The organism is Virgibacillus dokdonensis (assembly GCF_900166595.1).
Classification (GTDB): domain Bacteria; phylum Bacillota; class Bacilli; order Bacillales; family Amphibacillaceae; genus Virgibacillus; species Virgibacillus dokdonensis.
Genome location: NZ_LT745763.1, coordinates 2285614 through 2304927, shown reverse-complemented (window position 1 = coordinate 2304927; position 19314 = coordinate 2285614). Strand labels below are relative to the sequence as shown.

19 protein-coding genes are annotated in these 19314 nt (G+C 37.2%); 17 read left to right on the top strand and 2 right to left on the bottom strand.

All coding sequences use genetic code 11. The features are described from left to right. Positions 1 to 295 precede the first annotated feature (295 nt). Complete coding sequence (locus B2C77_RS12410) at positions 296 to 1579, bottom strand: NCS2 family permease (RefSeq protein WP_077704213.1); 1284 nt, start codon at positions 1577 to 1579, stop codon at positions 296 to 298. Positions 1580 to 1877: 298 nt separating this feature from the next. On the opposite strand from B2C77_RS12410, the gene sdaAB reads away from it, so the two are divergent. The 9 genes from sdaAB to rnc all read left to right on the top strand — a co-directional run bounded on the left by sdaAB (position 1878) and on the right by rnc (position 10140). Next, positions 1878 to 2540 (top strand): L-serine ammonia-lyase, iron-sulfur-dependent subunit beta, encoded by a 663-nt coding sequence (gene sdaAB / locus B2C77_RS12405; RefSeq protein ID WP_077704210.1) that lies wholly within the window; start codon positions 1878 to 1880, stop codon positions 2538 to 2540. A gap of 30 nt (positions 2541 to 2570) precedes the next feature. Further along, on the top strand, positions 2571 to 3446 hold the full coding sequence (sdaAA, locus tag B2C77_RS12400; RefSeq protein ID WP_077706903.1) for an L-serine ammonia-lyase, iron-sulfur-dependent, subunit alpha: 876 nt from the start codon (positions 2571 to 2573) through the stop codon (positions 3444 to 3446). A 15-nt stretch (positions 3447 to 3461) separates the two neighbouring features. Then, a complete protein-coding gene (gene recG / locus B2C77_RS12395; protein WP_077704207.1) occupies positions 3462 to 5492 on the top strand; it encodes an ATP-dependent DNA helicase RecG in 2031 nt (676 codons plus the stop codon). 361 nt (positions 5493 to 5853) lie between these two features. Further along, on the top strand, positions 5854 to 6426 hold the full coding sequence (gene fapR / locus B2C77_RS12390; RefSeq protein ID WP_077704204.1) for a transcription factor FapR: 573 nt from the start codon (positions 5854 to 5856) through the stop codon (positions 6424 to 6426). Then, a complete protein-coding gene (plsX, locus tag B2C77_RS12385; RefSeq protein ID WP_077704201.1) occupies positions 6427 to 7434 on the top strand; it encodes a phosphate acyltransferase PlsX in 1008 nt (335 codons plus the stop codon). After that, a complete protein-coding gene (fabD, locus tag B2C77_RS12380) occupies positions 7431 to 8372 on the top strand; it encodes an ACP S-malonyltransferase (protein ID WP_077704199.1) in 942 nt (313 codons plus the stop codon). The genes plsX and fabD overlap by 4 nt, the downstream gene beginning before the upstream one ends. Next, positions 8369 to 9112 (top strand): 3-oxoacyl-[acyl-carrier-protein] reductase, encoded by a 744-nt coding sequence (gene fabG, locus B2C77_RS12375; RefSeq protein WP_176087325.1) that lies wholly within the window; start codon positions 8369 to 8371, stop codon positions 9110 to 9112. The genes fabD and fabG overlap by 4 nt, the downstream gene beginning before the upstream one ends. 37 nt (positions 9113 to 9149) lie before the next feature. Then, entirely contained in the window at positions 9150 to 9386 is a 237-nt protein-coding gene (gene acpP / locus B2C77_RS12370; protein WP_077704196.1) for an acyl carrier protein, read from the top strand. 70 nt (positions 9387 to 9456) lie between these two features. Continuing rightward, complete coding sequence (gene rnc, locus B2C77_RS12365) at positions 9457 to 10140, top strand: ribonuclease III (protein ID WP_077704193.1); 684 nt, start codon at positions 9457 to 9459, stop codon at positions 10138 to 10140. 287 nt (positions 10141 to 10427) lie between these two features. Here rnc and B2C77_RS12360 read toward each other — a convergent pair whose 3' ends face one another. Beyond that, positions 10428 to 10649, bottom strand: a complete 222-nt coding sequence (locus B2C77_RS12360; RefSeq protein ID WP_077704190.1) for a DUF1128 domain-containing protein — start codon at positions 10647 to 10649, stop codon at positions 10428 to 10430. Positions 10650 to 10860: 211 nt separating this feature from the next. On the opposite strand from B2C77_RS12360, the gene smc reads away from it, so the two are divergent. From smc to rimM, 8 genes are all read left to right on the top strand, one after another. Then, positions 10861 to 14427, top strand: a complete 3567-nt coding sequence (gene smc, locus B2C77_RS12355; RefSeq protein ID WP_077704187.1) for a chromosome segregation protein SMC — start codon at positions 10861 to 10863, stop codon at positions 14425 to 14427. Between the two features lie 12 nt (positions 14428 to 14439). Then, a complete protein-coding gene (ftsY, locus tag B2C77_RS12350) occupies positions 14440 to 15435 on the top strand; it encodes a signal recognition particle-docking protein FtsY (protein WP_077704184.1) in 996 nt (331 codons plus the stop codon). Between the two features lie 430 nt (positions 15436 to 15865). Further along, positions 15866 to 16186 (top strand): putative DNA-binding protein, encoded by a 321-nt coding sequence (locus tag B2C77_RS12345; RefSeq protein WP_077704181.1) that lies wholly within the window; start codon positions 15866 to 15868, stop codon positions 16184 to 16186. Between the two features lie 13 nt (positions 16187 to 16199). Next, positions 16200 to 17546, top strand: coding sequence for a signal recognition particle protein (gene ffh, locus B2C77_RS12340; RefSeq protein WP_077704178.1), 1347 nt, complete (start codon positions 16200 to 16202; stop codon positions 17544 to 17546). Positions 17547 to 17684: 138 nt separating this feature from the next. Then, a complete protein-coding gene (gene rpsP, locus B2C77_RS12335) occupies positions 17685 to 17963 on the top strand; it encodes a 30S ribosomal protein S16 (RefSeq protein ID WP_073005144.1) in 279 nt (92 codons plus the stop codon). Positions 17964 to 17972: 9 nt separating this feature from the next. Continuing rightward, positions 17973 to 18200 (top strand): KH domain-containing protein, encoded by a 228-nt coding sequence (locus B2C77_RS12330; protein ID WP_077704175.1) that lies wholly within the window; start codon positions 17973 to 17975, stop codon positions 18198 to 18200. 195 nt (positions 18201 to 18395) lie between these two features. Next, entirely contained in the window at positions 18396 to 18785 is a 390-nt protein-coding gene (locus B2C77_RS12325) for a YlqD family protein (RefSeq protein WP_077704172.1), read from the top strand. 11 nt (positions 18786 to 18796) lie between these two features. After that, entirely contained in the window at positions 18797 to 19312 is a 516-nt protein-coding gene (rimM, locus tag B2C77_RS12320; RefSeq protein WP_077704169.1) for a ribosome maturation factor RimM, read from the top strand. The last annotated feature ends 2 nt before the right edge of the window (positions 19313 to 19314 follow it).

The following is a 19314-nucleotide window of genomic DNA, read 5'->3' as shown; positions in this document are numbered from 1 at the left end:
ACTTGGTATAGTAAGCAATGGAATACTTCTTTCGTGATGCATGGGATATATATTCCTTAGCTAGATAACATAAATAAATAAATAAAAGAAAGGTTCCTTGAAAGGTACTCAAGGGGCCTTTTATGTTTCATCTTACTATACTTTAAAAGGTAATGGGGAGATTTTGAAAAAAAATCATTTTAATTTCCTTAACTAGGTATCCTGTCTCGAAACTGAAGAATTATAATAAAACCGCATGATACCATATTGGATTTCATGCGGTTTATCATTCAGGATGAGCTATAGTTGCTTTAAGTTAAATCCCTATCATTTTTATAACAAAATCAAGCAAGAATAAACTAGAAATAACTAAGAGCGGTGCTGAAAGCTCGTGTTTTTCACCAATTGCCAATTTAACAATTGGGTAAGCGATAAAGCCAAAAGCCATTCCATCTGCAATGCTGTACGTAAATGGGATCATGACAACAATTAAAAAAGCTGGCAATGATTCTGATAAGTTATCAAGTGGCAGTTGCTTTATATTTTGCACCATTAAAAAGCCAACAATGATTAAAATGGGGCTTATTGCCGTATTAGGTATCATTGTAATCCAAGGGATCAATACAATGGTTGCTAAGAAAAGAAAGCTGGCAATAATTGCTGTTATTCTTGTTCTTCCTTTAGAAGCTATCACAGCTGCGTTTTCAGCAGCAGAAACAGTAGGTGAAGTACCTAGGAACGCGCAAGTTAAAGTTGAAAATGCAGTGACTTGATAAGCTCTTTGGTACTGATCTTCACGTTTTAGCATAGAGAGTTGTCCGTGTAAAAGCCCCATATTTTCGAATATTAAAATCATCGATAAAGGAAAAACGGATAACCAGAATGAAAGTTCACCAACTGCGTTAAAAGAAGGAATAAAGAGTACGTCACTCCACTCTACTTGCAATGATTGATTACCCGGTTGGATAATTCCGCCGATAGCAGCAATAATGGTCCCTAATACCATCGTAATTAAAAAGTTAGCTGGGATATTTTTAACAAATAAAAATATTGCTAGAAATAGTGTGATTAAACTAACAATAACTGTAGAGGATGTGAAATCACCCATAGCAATAATGGTATTACTTCCTTTACTAATAAGTCCGCTTTTCTCGAGTCCAATTAAAATTAAAAATAGACCTAACCCGACGGTGATAGCGTGTTTTAATGAATCAGGAATTGCTTTTTTAAATAATACACCTAACTTTGTAAAAGCGGTAATTAAAAAAACAATCGCTGCAATAAAGACAACAGCCAAACCTTCATGAAAAGTTAGACTAGTTCCACCGATAATGGAGTATGCAAATAATGCGTTTATACCCATACCAGGGATAACTATTAGCGGAAGTTTTCCGAATATCCCCATCAATAATGTTCCAATGAAGCTAGCAAGAATAGTGGCGATCATGCCGCTTTCTAACGAAATTCCAGCTTCGCTAAGAATGGAACCATTGACGACAACAATGTACATTGTTGTAAGGTAACCAATTAAGCCTGCGACCCATTCGTTACGTAGGGTAGAATTATTGGCTAGTTTCAAGTTGCTTTTCTTATCAGGCATACAAACTCCTCAATGTATTTCCTGTCCCTCTCCCGCCCGATTATATAATATATAATCCACAAGAAGTAATTATATCGAGAATACAATTTAAAGTCAAAGAATCACTCGATCTTTATGGTTCGTGTAGAGTCAGTATCAACTGCGGTAATATGAAACTCTTAAGAGAGCGTGAAAAATTACCTAATAGGAAGATCCATGCTATCTTTTGGTTAACGTACATGCGATGAATGATGGAATAGTATTTTTTTGTTATAATCAACAAGAGAAGAAAAGTTCGTGTTAAAGGATGGGATGGAGATTGAAATACAATTCTGTTTTCGACATTATCGGACCTGTTATGATTGGTCCGTCAAGTTCACATACAGCTGGTGCAGCTAGAATTGGTAAAGCTGCACATAGTTTATTTGGTAGAGTCCCAACATGGGTTAAGATTCATCTTTATGAATCATTTGCAAAAACATATAAAGGTCATGGAACAGATTTTGCACTAGTGGGTGGTTTGCTCGGTTTTGATACAGATGATACACGTATGAAGGATGCATTAAAAATAGCTAAAGAACGTAACATGCAAATAGAATTTATTGAAGATAGCGCTGCCGTCAATCATCCAAATACGGTACGATTAAAAATAGGCGATGTGGGAGATTCCTTGGAATTGGTAGGTGTATCGATTGGTGGTGGAAAGGTAGAAATTACGGAACTAAATGGTTTTGAATTACGTTTATCCGGAAACCATCCAGCGATTTTAATTATGCATAATGATCGTTTTGGAGCTATCGCTTCTGTAACGTCTGTTCTAGCTAAGCATGAAGTCAATATTGGTCACATGGAAGTAAACCGAAAAGATGTCGGGAAGGAAGCGTTGATGGTTATAGAAGTTGACCAAAACGTCGATGATGATATATTGCGTGAACTAGAAAAAGCAGAGTACATTATCCGAATTGCTAAGATTAATAGTTAATTAGTAAAGAAAAGAGGTGAATATCTCATGATGTTTCGGACTGTTCAAGAATTAGTGGAGATAGCTGAAATGAAAGCAATATTTATTTCAGAAGTGATGATTCGTCAGGAAATGGAAGTAAAAGAAAAAACACGTGAGCAGTTATATGAAGAGATGGAGAAGAACTTACAAGTCATGGAAAAAGCGATTGAAGATGCTTTGCAAGGAGTGGAATCCGTTACTGGCTTAACTGGTGGAGATGCGGTTCTTATCCAAAAATATATACATGAGAAAAACCCGCTTTCTGGTCCATTGCTACTGGATGCTGTAAGTAAAGCGATGGGAACGAATGAAGTAAACGCTGCAATGGGAACAATTTGTGCTACTCCTACTGCAGGAAGTGCTGGGTGTGTTCCTGGTACGTTGTTTGCTGTAAAGAATCAATTGAATCCAACACGTGAACAAATGATGCGGTATTTATTTACCGCTGGCGCATTTGGCTTTGTAGTAGCGAATAATGCATCTATCTCAGGGGCTGCGGGAGGATGCCAAGCCGAAGTAGGGTCAGCTGGAGCAATGGCATCCGCTGGTATTGTGGAGATGGCTGGGGGAACACCACAGCAATCCGCAGAAGCATTCGCCATGACATTAAAAAACATGCTTGGACTTGTTTGCGATCCCGTTGCTGGCCTTGTTGAAGTTCCGTGTGTGAAAAGAAACGCTGGTGGATCTTCGTTAGCAATTGTTTCGGCTGATATGGCACTAGCTGGTGTAACGAGTAGAATTCCTTGTGATGAAGTAATTGGCGCTATGTATAGAATTGGAAAGCAAATGCCATCCAGTTTACGAGAAACGGGAGAAGGCGGATTAGCCGATACACCAACTGGACGCTGGCTAAAAGATAAATTATTAGGACTAACAAGCTAAGAAAGTGTGATAATTATGTTAACCGATCCTGTTACCCACGTGAAAGGTGTCGGGGAGAAAATGGGTGAGGATTTTGCTCATATCGGCATTTTTACAGTAGAAGATTTATTCAATTATTTTCCCTATCGGTATGATGTTTTTGAAATAAAGCCATTGAGTGAGCTTGTACACGATGATAAAGTTACGATTGAGGGAAGGGTAGTCCACGATCCTTCTCTCACTTTTTATGGAAAGCAAAAATCAAGATTAACTTTTACATTGGAAGTAGAGCAAATTGCTGTAAAAGCGGTTATGTTTAATCGATCCTTCGCTAAAAAACATATACATAAAGGAGATATAATTACCCTTATCGGAAAATGGGACGCGCATCGCTTACAAATTACAGTAAATACGTATAAGAAAGGACCGGCTTTACAGCAAGATGAAATGCATCCTGTTTACCCTGCTCGCGGCGAACTCTCCCCTGGGAAGTTAAAGAAAGTCATGAAGCAGGCGTTGGCGAGTTATTCTGATACTATTGGGGAAATTCTCCCGGCAACTTTTTTAACTGCATATAAATTACCAACCCGTAAGGAAGCGTATCAGACGTTGCACATGCCTAAGAACCGAAGTGCTTTAAAACATGCACGTAGAAGGCTTATATATGAAGAGTTTTTAGTATTTCAGTTAAAAATGCAGTTGCTACGAAAATGGAAACGTGAGGCCACTGTTGGAAATGCACAAAACTATAACAGTAAGTTTGTTAAAGAATTTATAGATACATTTCCATTTACGCTAACGAGTGCACAGCAAGGCGCACTTGAGCAGATTTTAACGGATATGCAATCGCCTTATCGTATGAACCGTTTGCTTCAAGGTGATGTTGGGTCTGGAAAAACTGCTGTTGCAGCTATTTGCTTGTACGCTTCTGTTACAGCTGGGAAACAAGGCGCTTTAATGGTGCCTACGGAAATATTAGCAGAACAACACTATGAATCGCTCGGTAAATTATTTGGAGGACGAGCAAAGATTGCTTTACTTACTGGTTCCATGAAAGGAAAAAGACGTAAAGAACTAGTTGAACAAATTTACAATCAACAAATAGATATTGTTATCGGAACGCATGCTTTAATTCAAGAAGATGTGCAGTTTTCTGAGCTTGGGTTTGTTATTGTAGACGAACAGCATCGATTTGGTGTAGAGCAAAGACGAACCTTGAGAGAAAAAGGTTTATCCCCCGATGTTTTATTTATGACAGCCACTCCCATACCGCGTACTTTAGCTATAACAGCATTTGGAGATATGGATGTTTCCGTCATCGACCAGATGCCTTTAGGAAGAAAAGAGATTGAAACGTATTGGGTACGAGAAACGATGTTGGATCGCGTATTGCAATTTGTGGGTAGTCGTATTCAAACTGGCGAGCAGGCATACGTTATTTGCCCACTTATTGAAGAATCAGACAAATTGGATATTCAAAATGCGGTCGATGTGTATCACCAATTAAGGGCATATTTTCCTGAAACTGTAGAAATAGGTTTAATGCATGGAAGATTAACGGCTGAAGAAAAAGAAACAATCATGAAAAAATTTGCTAATAATGAAGTTCACCTACTTGTATCTACAACTGTAGTGGAAGTAGGAGTGAATGTTCCCAATGCAACAATTATGATGATTTATGACGCAGAGCGATTTGGATTATCACAATTGCATCAATTGCGGGGGAGGGTAGGCAGAGGAGAGAAACAAAGCTATTGTATCTTAATTGCTGACCCGAAAGGGGAAACAGGGAAAGAACGCATGCGGATTATGGCAGAGACGACAGATGGATTTGCATTATCGGAACAAGATTTGCAACTGCGTGGGCCAGGTGATTTTTTTGGAAAAAAACAAAGTGGCTTACCTGAATTTAAACTTGCTGACATGATTCACGACTACCGGGCATTAGAGACTGCTAGACAAGATGCTGCAAAGATTATTCAAGACGGTTTATTAGAAACGGAAGAATATGCATTGCTTTCAAAATATGTAGAGAATAAATTTCAAATGGATGAGAAATTGGATTAATAAATAGTTGCATTAAGCGCTTTGGTATTATATATTACTATTAGGAGCAAGTCATAATTATGTTTTATGAGGTTTATGTATAAGATAGTTGCGTTAGAGATTAAGGAATTTTTCTTTTACGAAAGTAAACTTTAAACTTATAGTAAACAAGAAAGCTGTCGTCCTAAAAGATTTGCTCGTAACCCTAGTTTTTTCAAGCTAGCAATAAAACCTATATTCTTTGTTTGAAGTTACATTCCCCTATTTCTTTTTATGTGAAAAGTAGTAGGAATTGCTTATGAATAGGACACATTTACGTTTTATAAGTCTCGGTGAATAACCTATATAAGGTAATGTATAATTTTATATGGATGGTGCAGTCATGAAAAGATCAAAGGCTGATCGGCAGCGTTTATTAAAAGAAACGATTGAACAAACACCTTTTATAACAGACGAAGAGTTAGCCAAGAAATTTAATGTAAGTATCCAAACTATTCGCTTGGATCGCATGGAATTAGCCATTCCTGAACTGCGACAACGTATTAAATCAGTGGCGACGGAACAATGGAATGAGACGGTTAAAGCACTACCACTTGAAGAGGTGATTGGTGAGGTTATTGATTTAGAATTGGATGAACGAGCAATTTCAATTTTAGATATTCGCCAAGAACATGTTTTTTCACGAAATAATATAGCTCGCGGCCACCACCTCTTTGCACAAGCCAATTCGTTAGCAGTTGCTGTATTAAATGATGAATTGGCACTGACTGCTAAATCAGAGTTGAAATTTACGAGGCAAGTGAAAGAGGGAGAACGCGTAATAGCTAAAGCTGTAGTAAAAGGGAAAGAAAAAGGATTAACACTCGTACATGTAAATAGTTTTGTAGAAAATGAGTTAGTATTTACAGGTGTATTCCATATGTATCAATTGAATCAGCATAAAGGAGCAGACTAAATGAGAATTGCAATTGACGCCATGGGAGGCGATCACGCACCAGAATCGACTGTTCTCGGTGCCATGAAAGCTGTCTCTGAAATGAAAGATCTACACATTACGTTAGTCGGTAATGAATCAGAAATAAAAAAATATGCGAGCGAACACGATCGAATTCATATTTTACATACGAATGAAGTGATTACTGCTGAAGATGAGCCTGTACGGGCTGTTAGAAGAAAAAAACAATCTTCATTAGTTTTGGCAGCGAATGAAGTAAAACAAGGTAAGGCAGATGCTTGTATTTCAGCAGGAAACACGGGAGCATTAATGAGTGCAGGATTATTTGTTGTAGGTCGAATCAAAGGGATTGAACGACCAGCTTTAAGTCCCACGCTTCCAACATTAGATGGTCAAGGATTTTTATTTTTGGATGTTGGTGCCAATGTAGATGCAAAACCGAACCATTTACTTCAATACGCCATAATGGGCTCTATTTATTCCGAAAAGGTTCGTGGTTTATCCCAGCCGAAAGTAGGTCTTTTAAACGTTGGCACGGAAGATGGAAAAGGACCAGAGTTAACGAAAAAGACTTTCCAATTACTACAAGAAGCACCTATTAATTTTATTGGAAATGTCGAAGCTCGTGATATGTTAGATCATGTTGCAGATGTTATTGTAACGGATGGATTCACCGGAAATGTTGCGCTTAAAACGATCGAAGGGACAGCTGGTTCGATCTTTGCTATGTTAAAACAAGCATTTACGTCGTCTACTAAAAGTAAGCTAGCAGCAGGCATGTTGAAGAAAGATTTAAAAGCTTTGAAAACAAAGTTAGATTACTCGGAATATGGCGGTGCCGGTTTGTTTGGACTGCAGGCGCCAGTCATTAAAGCACATGGATCTTCTGATCAAAGAGCAATAGCCAACGCAATTAAGCAAGCACGCTATATGGCAGAGAACCAAATCGCAGAAACGATTCAGTCAACGATTGAGTCCTTACATGTAGCGAAGGGGGAAGATGAATGAAAAAAGTAGCTTTTATGTTTCCGGGACAAGGTTCTCAAGAAATAGGCATGGGGAATGAATTGTATCACACTTATCCAGAAGTGAAGCAGTTATTTCATGAAGCTGATGACTTATTGGAAACAAACTTAAGTCAAATTATAAGTAACGGACCAAAGGAACAATTAACCGCTACTGAATATGCGCAACCAGCATTGCTATTATTAAGTACTGCAATACACGCTCTACTCTTAAAATATGGGGTTCAGCCAGTGAATCTGGTCGGGCATAGTCTTGGGGAATATAGTGCGCTCGTTGCTTCAGGTGCGATCGCTTTTGATGAAGCACTTCCGTTGGTATCTAAACGGGGCCAGTTAATGGAGGAAGCTTTCCCGAAAGGACAAGGAACGATGGCAGCTGTATTAGGTCTAGATGAGCAAACTGTTCATCATTCGTTAGCTGAAGTAAAAGATGAAATAGTGGATATTGCTAATTTGAATTGTCCTGGTCAAATTGTTATTTCAGGCTCTGTGAAAGGCGTGGAACATGCTACTGAAATTTTAAAGGCTCACGGAGCAAAGCGGGTATTACCTCTAAATGTTAGTGGTCCATTTCACTCTCGACTAATGCAAGCAGCCAATGAGTCATTTTCCGCTTATTTGGACAAAGTAACGATAAGAGATGCTACAATACCAGTTTATGCTAACGTCTCTGCTCAACCAGTAAGAGACAAACAAGAAATAAAAAAATTACTCGTAAAACAACTTTATTCCCCTGTCCGCTTTGCAGAGTCCATTCAAAATATGATGAAGCATGAAGTTGATGCGTTTGTGGAAGTAGGAAATGGAAAAGTTTTAAGTGGGCTTGTAAGGAAAATTGATCGGAAGAAGAAAACATTTGCCATTCAAGATGTCGCATCATTAAATGAATTTATTGCATGGTATAAGGGGGAGGAAATATGATTCTAACTGGAAAAAATGCGCTAGTTACAGGAGCTTCAAGAGGAATTGGTCGTGCTATAGCGCTTGAATTAGCGAAGCAAGGAGCAAATGTTGCTGTTAATTACGCAGGTAGTGAGGCAAAAGCAGAGGCCGTCGTAAGTGAAATTCAACAGCTTGGAAGACAGGCTTTCAAAATTAGAGCAAATGTAGCAGACGAATCCGAAGTAAAAGCAATGATAAAGGAAGTAGCTTCTCGTTTTGGCTCATTGGATATTCTAGTTAATAATGCTGGAATAACGCGGGATAACTTGCTGATGAGGATGAAAGAAACGGAATTTGATGAAGTTATTAATACGAATTTGAAAGGTGTTTTCATTTGTACGAAAGCAGTTACGAGACAAATGATGAAGCAGCGTGCAGGAAAAATTATTAACGTTGCATCCATCGTTGGTGTGAGTGGAAACCCTGGTCAGGCAAATTATGTAGCTGCCAAAGCAGGAGTGATAGGATTAACGAAGACAACTGCAAAAGAGTTAGCTACTAGGAATATTCTTGTAAATGCGGTAGCACCAGGTTTTATTTCAACAGATATGACCGATGCTTTATCGGAAGAACAACATAAAGAAATGCTTACATTGATTCCGTTGCAAAAACTAGGAGAGCCAGAAGATGTAGCAAAGGTTGTTCGATTCTTGGCAAGCGAAGATGCAGACTATATTACTGGCCAAACGATCCATATTGATGGTGGCATGGTAATGTAAGAACTTCTATACATAACTTGAAAGGGGGTGACTGGATATGGCAGACGTATTTGATCGTGTAAAAGCAATCATTGTCGATCGTCTTGATGTTGACGAGGCAAAAGTAACAATGGAAGCTTCTTTTAAAGATGATTTAGAAGCAGATTCATTAGATGTTGTTGAACTTGTTATGGAACTGGAAGACGAATTTGACATGGAAATTGCTGATGAAGAAGCAGAAAAAATTAATACAGTAGGTGATGCTGTTAACTACATAAATAATTTACAAGGTTAACAGTTTAGCGAAAGAAAGTCTCGTCTAACGAGGCTTTCTCTATATTAAGATGTAAATAGAGGTGCCATTCATGAATGTTGACCAATTAGAAAAGCAATTAGGCGTTCGTTTTTACAATCCCTCATTAATCGTACAAGCATTTACTCATTCATCTTATGTGAATGAGCATCGTGATAAAGTATTTTCGGATAACGAGAGGCTCGAATTTTTAGGAGACGCTGTATTAGAGCTTGGCGTATCTCAATATTTATTTCGGACGAATGAAAAAATGCCTGAAGGGGAAATGACAAAGTTAAGAGCTGCAATTGTTTGTGAACCTTCTTTAGCCAGTTTTGCACGTGGCTTACGGTTTGGAGCGTATATCTTACTAGGTAAAGGAGAAGAGCAAACTGGTGGTCGTGACCGCGATGCCCTGCTGGCAGATGTTTTTGAAGCATTTTTAGGTGCGCTTTTTTTAGATCAAGGTTTTCATACAACCATACAGTTCCTCGAAGACTATATATTTCCGAAAATAACAAATGGTGCTTTTTCGCATGCGATGGATTATAAGAGCCAATTACAAGAATTAATTCAACAAGTGAAACACCGTTCAGTTGAATATAAAATTGTCGAAGAACGAGGGCCATCTCATGATAAGGAATTTGTAGCTAAAGCTTTTATACAAGGTGAAGTATACGGATCAGGAATAGGGCGTACAAAGAAAGAAGCTGAACAGAGGGCAGCTAAAGCCGCTTTAGATAAATACAAACAATAGCAAAAGGCTGTAAAAGGTGATACAGCCTTTTGCTATTGTTTTTCTACAGATTTATTCAAAAAGTGCCCAAGGAAATGATATAATAAGTATTTATCGGCTCATTTTTACGTTTCTTGTTAGTAAAGCCTAGGTTACTCCCAGTCTTTATGACGAAAAGTTGTTATTTTTTATACGATAACCTTCCGTTTTAAAGTGGAACACATAACTATCCTCTTTCCGCACCTTGTCTGTGAATGCTTTTGGTTAATTGTACAACTTTGGGAGCCATTTACTTACCATTTTCGTGCTTATTTACGAATATTCCGTAATTCCTCTATGAATGCCTGTGTCTCAAGCGTACTAAGGTGCCCTTTTTGTTTAATTAAATCATACAGCGACTTTAGCTCTGTATATTTATTTAGATCGTAATCTTTTGCATCCATAATTGTGCGATTGACAATGGAAAGTTGATCAGCAATCTCATCTAATAGTATTTTTAAATTTTCCTGAGATGGTGTTTCTAAATTCATTATTTCAGCTCCTTTTATCTTCATATCACGTCAAAACTTCTTTTACTATAACATTTATGATAAAATATATGCGGTAAAATGCCAACTATTTTTTGTTTGTAGTTAGATATAGAAAGATAATAAGTAGAATATAAATTTATTTGTAGGAGAGGATATGAGGCTATATGACAGTAGTTATACATATTCTTTCAATCATTAGGAGAAATGTCAGGTGTATTTGAAAAAATTAGAAAGCGTCGGTTTTAAATCGTTTGCTAAACGAATAAGTGTTGATTTTGTTCCGGGAGTAACAGCTGTAGTTGGACCAAACGGGAGCGGAAAAAGCAATATTACAGATGCTATTCGTTGGGTTCTCGGAGAGCAATCAGCAAAATCGCTGCGCGGTTCGAAAATGGAAGATATTATATTTCAAGGTAGTGATACACGCAAACCACTTAATGTAGCTGAAGTAACATTAGTTCTTGATAATCATGATCAGCTTCTACCATTAGATTATGATGAAGTAAGTGTAACGAGGCGTGTTTATCGCTCTGGTGATAGTGAGTACTATATTAATAATCAATCCTGTCGTTTAAAAGATATTGTTCATCTATTCATGGACTCAGGGCTTGGTAGGGAAGCTTTTTCGATTATTAGTCAAGGAAAAGTGGAAGAAATATTGAGCTCCAAGGCAGAAGAAAGAAGAACTATTTTTGAAGAAGCAGCAGGCGTTTTAAAATATAAACAACGAAAGAAAAAAGCAGAATACAAACTTGCGGAAACACAAGAAAACTTAAATCGTGTGGAAGATATTATTCATGAAATTGAACAGCAAATGGATCCTTTACGAGAGCAAGCAGAAACTGCTCGTCAATATAAGATGTTCAAAGATCAATTAAAGGAGACTGAAATTACATACTTACTTGCTGAAATTGATCGCCTCCATACAGAATGGAAATCAATGCTAGTAGAAATAGAAAAGGTGAAAAATAAACAACATCATATACAACAAACTGTGGAGCTAAAAGAGCAAGAGCAGGAACAAGAGCGTTTAGCCATTGTGCAAATGGATAAAAAATTAGAGCAATTACAAGCGGATTTATTAACAGCAACACAAACATTGGAAAAATATGAAGGGAAAAAGCAATTGTTTTTGGAACGTTCTAAACATTTTTTTGAAAACAAGGCAAAGCTAGATTCCCAGAAGAATCAAACTTCCGTACGAATAGGTTGTTTACACGATGTTTTTGTACAAGAAAAGAAGAACTTAACAACATTACAAAGCGCCAAAAAAACAACTGCTAATACTGTGAAAGAGTTAGAGCAGGAGCTCAGATTAGGAAATGCAAATTTGACTCAAAAGATAGAAGATCGAAAGTCCGATTATATTGAGTGTTTAAATCAACAAGCTGCTAAACGTAACGAAAAACAAACGTTAGATGAGCGGCTGCAGCAGTTAGCTGTAAAGACAGAAAAACAATCAGAGAAGTTTGCCGGGTTAATTCACGAACGAGAGAAATTACAAGAAAAATGGAACACGCTTGTACCTGATGTGGACAAGCAAAAGCAAATATGTATGCAAAAAGAAAAGAATGTTTATTCCACGAAAGAATTATTACAACAGGAACGTTATGCCTTTCAAGAAGCACAAACTAAACTATATCAAGGCTATCAATATATCGAAAAAGTAAAATCTAAAAAAGAAATGCTTGAGGAGATGAAGGAAGAATTTCAAGGTTTCTTTCAAGGTGTAAAGGCTGTACTAAAGGCGCGTAAAGAAAATAAACTTGCTAACATATATGGTGCAATTATAGAACTAATAGAAGTTCCTAAAGTGTATATTACAGCTATAGAAACAGTGCTTGGTGGGCAAGCGCAGCATATTGTTGTAAAAGATGAACAATCAGCTAGGCAGAGTATTTCCTGGTTAAAGCAAACAAATAATGGGAGAGCTACCTTTCTACCTCTCTCCTCCATTCAACAGCGGGTTATTCCTAATGAATTAAAAATTCAACTAGCTGAGCATGAGGGATATGTTGGTGTTGCAGGTGAACTTGTTCAAACCGAAGCTATGTATCGTAAAGCAATTAATCATTTAATGGGGCATGTAATTATAGCTAAAACTTTGAAGGATGCAAATGAATTAGCGGCGCTAGCTTCCAGACGGTATCGTATTGTAACACTGGATGGAGATGTCGTTCATCCAGGAGGTTCCATGTCCGGTGGTGCCAAGAAGAAGACAAACCAGTCGTTATTTACGCGTGAAAAAGAACTTGAAGAAATGGCTGAGAAGCTAGCTACTTTTAATAAGAAAGTGTTGGACTTTGAAAAAACTGTCCAAAATAAAAAGGCGAACATTCAACAATTGGAACAAAAGTTAAACGAAGAAGAAGCAAGTGTACAAGTTGAGCAAAGCCAACTGCAGCAAATGCAAGAAAGTATGCACGAGTTAGAAATAAGGTTGCATGCTTTAAATGATCAATTGCAAATATATGATCAGGATAAACGACAACATTCCGAAGATCATGAGGGTGTAGCAAAACGAAAAGCGGACTTAGAAAAAGAACTAAAGCAACTTGATGAACAAGCAAAAGAAATTGAACAGGAAATTAACGAGTTAAACAAACAACAGAAAGAGTTAATCGAGAATAAAGAAAAGTTACAAGAAGAATTGCACCAAAATCAAGTTTTACTAGCGGAACAAGAAGAACGTGTTAAGAGCCAACGTGAAAAAACAAAACAAGTGCAAAACCAACTAACAGAGCTTCAACGCGAATATGATCAATATGTAGAAGAGTGGAATAATCTCATTGAATTTCAAGAAACCAAGGAAACAGAGGAAGACATCGACGATACAATTCGCCAACAGTCAGACGCGAAACAAAAAATAACAGCATCTTTACAAAAAATACGAGCTGAACGAGATGCTAAATCAAAACAAATGCAAGAAAAAGAGCAGGAGCTTAAGCAAATTCATACTGAATTGGACGATCTTAGACGAAGGTTAAATGAGAAAGAAGTGAAGTCTAATCGGATGGATGTAGAACTTGAGAATATGTTAAGTCATTTACAAAGTGAATATTTGATGACTTATGAAAAAGCACGGCAAAACTACGAAAAAGCTCAAGATAAACAAGCTGCCCAAACTGCTGTTACCCAATTAAAGCAACAAATCTATCAATTGGGAACAGTGAATATAGGAGCGATTGATGAGTATGAGCGCATATCTGAACGATACGATTTTTTAAAAGAACAACAGACAGATCTTGTAGATGCGAAGAAAACGTTGTATGAAGTGATTGGCGAAATGGACGAAGAAATGAAAGATCGTTTTGGTGAGACTTTTTCGCAAATTAAAGAAGCTTTTGCAAATGTTTTCAAGCAATTGTTTGGTGGTGGGAATGCTGAATTGAAATTAACAGACCCTAAAAATTTACTCGATACAGGTGTAGACATTATTGCTCAGCCACCAGGAAAGAAATTGCAGCATCTCGGGTTATTATCGGGTGGGGAGCGGGCGTTAACTGCAATTGCTTTGTTATTTGCAATTTTACGTGTTCGCCCGGTTCCATTTTGTGTGCTTGATGAAGTAGAGGCAGCGTTAGATGAAGCAAATGTAACTAGATTTGCTAAATACGTGAAAATTTTTAGTGAAAAAACACAGTTTATTGTTATAACACACCGTAAAGGTACAATGGAGGAAGCAGATGTGTTATATGGTGTAACTATGCAAGAATCAGGTGTTTCACGTTTAGTATCTGTTCGCTTAGAAGAGACAGAACAATTAGTTGAACAATAGGAGGAATGAACAATGGGATTTATGGATAAGTTAAGAAACAAATTTCAACGAGGTCAAGAGGATGTAGAAGAAGTATCCGATAAGTATAAGGAGGGGATGAAAAAAAGCCGACAAACTTTTTCTGGAAAAATAAATGATTTGCTTGCTAAATACCGAAAAGTAGATGAAGATTTCTTCGAGGAGTTAGAAGAGGTACTAATTTCTGCAGATACGGGTGTATCTACTGTAATGGATCTAATTGATGAATTGAAAATGGAAGTAAAGCGTCAAAAGATTAAAGATACATCAGAAATGAAAGATGTTATCTCAGAAAAACTTGTAGAAATATATTATGGAGATGATGATCAGGAAATAGAAAGCCTTGCTATTCAGGAAGGTGAACTTTCCGTCATCTTAGTTGTCGGCGTGAATGGTGCAGGTAAAACTACTTCTATTGGAAAATTGGCCCACCAGCTTAAACTGGACGGAAAAAAAGTGATGCTTGCTGCTGGTGACACTTTTCGTGCTGGAGCAATTGAACAATTAGAAGTGTGGGGAGAGCGGACCGGTGTGGACGTAGTAAAACAAACTGCTGGTAGCGACCCGGCAGCTGTGATTTTTGACGGGATCAAATCAGCAAAATCAAAACAGGCTGACGTTCTCATTTGTGACACTGCTGGAAGATTGCAAAACAAAGTGAACTTAATGAACGAATTAGCAAAAGTTAAGCGGGTCATCGCAAAAGAAATTCCAAATGCTCCGCATGAAGTATTGCTTGTACTAGATGCAACAACTGGTCAAAATGCTTTAAGCCAAGCAAAAATCTTTGCTGAAGCGACAGATGTAACCGGGATTGTGTTAACGAAATTAGATGGTACAGCTAAAGGTGGAATTGTTTTAGCTATCCGAAATGAACTACAAATTCCAGTTAAATTTGTCGGTTTAGGAGAAGGAGTAAACGATTTACGCCCGTTTGATGCTCATGCATTTGTCTACGGTCTCTTCGCTGATTTATTAGAAAAAGAATAAAGTGACCTTTTAACCAGTGGGGGGTATTCTCCACTGGTTATTCATAACTTTAGAAAACTTAACTTACAACCATATGTTTATAGCAAAAGTCGTAGAATCTTACAACAGTTTTTATTAAGGGATAAAGGAAGTTTGCTTGACACATAAATTACATTCCGTTATTCTTATTTTGAAGTAGTGTCAAAAGAGTATTTTCATTTTTTCTTTATACTATAGGACAGTAATCGTTTTAAGTATTATAGTATAAGCAAATTTAAGGCTTCTGCTATAAAAATGGCAGAAAGCTAAATTCTGTTAATCCAAAGATGCGTACTCGTATTCTTTGTACAAAAAGTGCGTATATGAAGAGTTTTGGTATGAAAGAAGTCTTATAACAAAAATATACAACATTTAAATTAGTTGATAAACAAAAGATGAGAGGTGTAACAACATGCTGGAAAAAACGACTAGAATGAACTATTTATTTGATTTTTATCAAGCATTACTTACACCCAAACAGCGTAACTATATGGAAATGTACTATTTAGAGGATTATTCTCTAGGTGAGATTTCAGAAGTATTTGATGTATCTAGGCAAGCTGTGTATGATAATATAAAGCGAACGGAACAAATGTTGGAATCATATGAGCAAAAGCTTCACTTATATGAAAAATTTCAGCAGCGCTTTGAGCTGTTAAAGCGACTGGGTGAAATAATTTCTGACGATAATGACGCGCAACAACTTGTGAATAAAATAAAAGAATTAGATTAGGGGGACGCCTTCTATGGCATTTGAAGGATTAGCTGACCGCCTGCAAAGTACCATAAAGAAAATAACGGGTAAGGGTAAGGTAACTGAACAAGACGTAAAAGAAATGACAAGAGAAGTTCGTTTAGCTTTGCTAGAAGCAGACGTTAACTATAAAGTCGTTAAAGATTTGATTAAAAATATTAAAGAACGTGCTGTTGGTCAAGAAGTAATGGAAAGTTTAACACCTGGCCAACAGGTTATTAAAGTTGTCAAAGAAGAATTAACGGATTTAATGGGTGGAGAACAGAGTAAAATTGCTGTAGCTGATCGTGCTCCTACTGTCATTATGATGGTAGGGTTACAAGGTGCTGGGAAGACAACCACCTCTGGAAAATTAGCAAACCTCTTACGAAAACAACATAATCGCAAACCATTACTCGTTGCTTGTGATGTTTATCGTCCGGCTGCGATTCAACAATTGGAAACATTAGGACAACAACTTGACATGCCTGTATTTTCAATGGGGACAGATGCAAATCCTGTAGATATTGCAAAACAGGCGATGGTAAAAGCCAAGGAAGAGCATCATGATTATGTCATTATTGATACTGCTGGACGATTGCATGTAGACGAAGAACTTATGGGAGAATTACAACAAATTAAAACCGAAGTCAATCCACATGAAATCTATCTTGTAGTTGATTCCATGACCGGTCAGGATGCTGTGAACGTTGCAGAAAGCTTCAATGAACAGCTTGATATAACAGGTGTTGTGTTAACCAAATTGGATGGTGACACTCGTGGTGGAGCCGCTCTATCTATTAAAGCTGTTACTGACAAACCGATTAAATTTGCTGGTATGGGAGAGAAACTTGATGAATTAGAAGCATTTCACCCTGATCGCATGGCGTCTAGGATTTTAGGTATGGGAGACGTGCTATCTTTAATCGAAAAAGCTCAAACGAATGTAGATGAGAAGCAAGCGAAAGAACTGGAAGAGAAAATGCGCACGATGTCTTTTACATTGGATGACTTTTTAGAGCAAATGGGTCAAGTGAAAAATATGGGTCCATTAGAAGACCTAATGAATATGATTCCAGGTGCAAATAAAATGAAGGGTTTAAAAAATGCCCAATTTGATGAAAAACAACTCTCACATGTAGAAGCGATTATTCAATCTATGACCAAGAAGGAACGTCAAGACCCAAGCATTATGAATGCAAGTAGAAAAAAACGGGTAGCTAAAGGTTCAGGTACAAATGTTTCACAAGTAAATCGCTTGCTGAAGCAATTTGAAGAAATGAAAAAAATGATGAAGCAAATGACAAATATGCAAAAAGGCAAAAAAGGCAAAAAAGGAATGAAGCTGCCGTTTATGTAGAAGCTTGAAGCAGATGCATTCAATTGATATGTTCTGCCTAATTATTTTACTCTGTAATGGGAAAACACTTTACAGACTTAACTTTTTCTGCTAGAATTTAAAAATGTGTTAAGTTTTTAAAAATGGAGGTGCAAGAAAATGGCAGTAAAGATTCGCTTGAAGCGTATGGGATCAAAAAGAAACCCATTCTACCGTATCGTTGTAGCTGATTCAAGAGCGCCACGCGATGGTCGTTCTATCGAGCAAATTGGAACGTATAACCCTGTAGTTAATCCAGTTGAAGTTAAAATAGATGAAGATAAGGCACTTGACTGGATGTCTAAAGGTGCAAAACCTAGTGATACAGTTCGCAATCTATTCTCTAAAGAAGGCATCATGAAGAAATTTCACGAGCAAAAAAATCAAGTTGCAAAGTAGTGTGATAACATGAAAGCTCTTATTGAAACGATTGTTACATCACTTGTAGATCATCCTGAAGATATCGTTATTACAGAGACAGAAGAAGAAACGAAGATTGTATATCATCTTTCTGTTCATCCTGAAGATGTTGGTAAGGTAATCGGAAAAAATGGTCGAATTGCAAAGGCCATTCGAACGGTTGTTTATGCAGCGAAGACAAATAGTAATAAACGTGTGTATTTAGATATTATGTAAAAGGGAAAGGGATTAAAAACCCTTTCCCTTTTTGCCACGTTAATGCTAACATAATAGTGGAGCGGTATGCAGATTGAAGTGGTAAAAGTAATAGAGAAAATAAAGCATTTAGTTGTATGAAAAAGGGTGTTTTAAACAAGAGCATATAGTTATTGCTATGCTCTGCTGAGATGTTCTGAGAGTGAGGCGAGCCATATGCAAATAATAAAAAAGGTGCAGATTAAACAAGTATTAACGGAAAATAGTAAACAGAAAATGCAGACGAATTTCCATGATCATAAAATGCGACTTGAGCAAGAGTGTCAACAGTTGTTGTTTGAACAGCGTAAACTACTAAATAAATCGACTTATTCCAAGCATGAACTCGAACAACGGTTTCAACAGGAAATTAATAATCGCAAAGAAAAAATAAAACTGGTTGAGTTTAAAATGGAACAACTGGATATGCTTGAAATAGGTAGTGAAATTGTTGAAAAAGAAGTTGAAGCTCTTGTTGAGGTTACAGAAGGATCCCATTGGCATGAAATAATGAAAGAACAAGCGATCATTATAAAAGATGACGTTGTGATACGGATAGATGAATAGCGGGTGATTAAATGACAGAGAAGATGTTCACAGTAGGAAAAATCATAAATACACATGGCATTAAAGGAGAGCTTAAAGTGTTACGTATAACCGACTTTGATGATCGATTTGAAGTTGGTAAGCGCGTTTACGTGGTAAATGATGGACAAGCCCCTTTACAAGTTACTATATCCAGTCATCGCGTACATAAGGGTTTTGATCTGTTGCAATTTGAAGGTTATGAAAACATGAATGATATCATTCACTTTAAAGGCAGTGAGCTAAAAATCCCTGAATCGGACCAGACGGAATTAAATGAGCATGAATACTATTATCATGAAATAATTGGTTGTACCGTTATAACAGAAACAGGAGAAGAATTAGGAATGATCAAGGAAATTTTATCACCTGGTGCGAATGACGTATGGGTCACTAGAAGAAAAAGCGGCAAAGATATACTCATCCCGTATATTGAAGATGTTGTTTTGGAAGTTGATGTCAAAGCAAAGAAAGTCATCATTTCTCCAATGGAAGGGTTGTTGGAATAAAT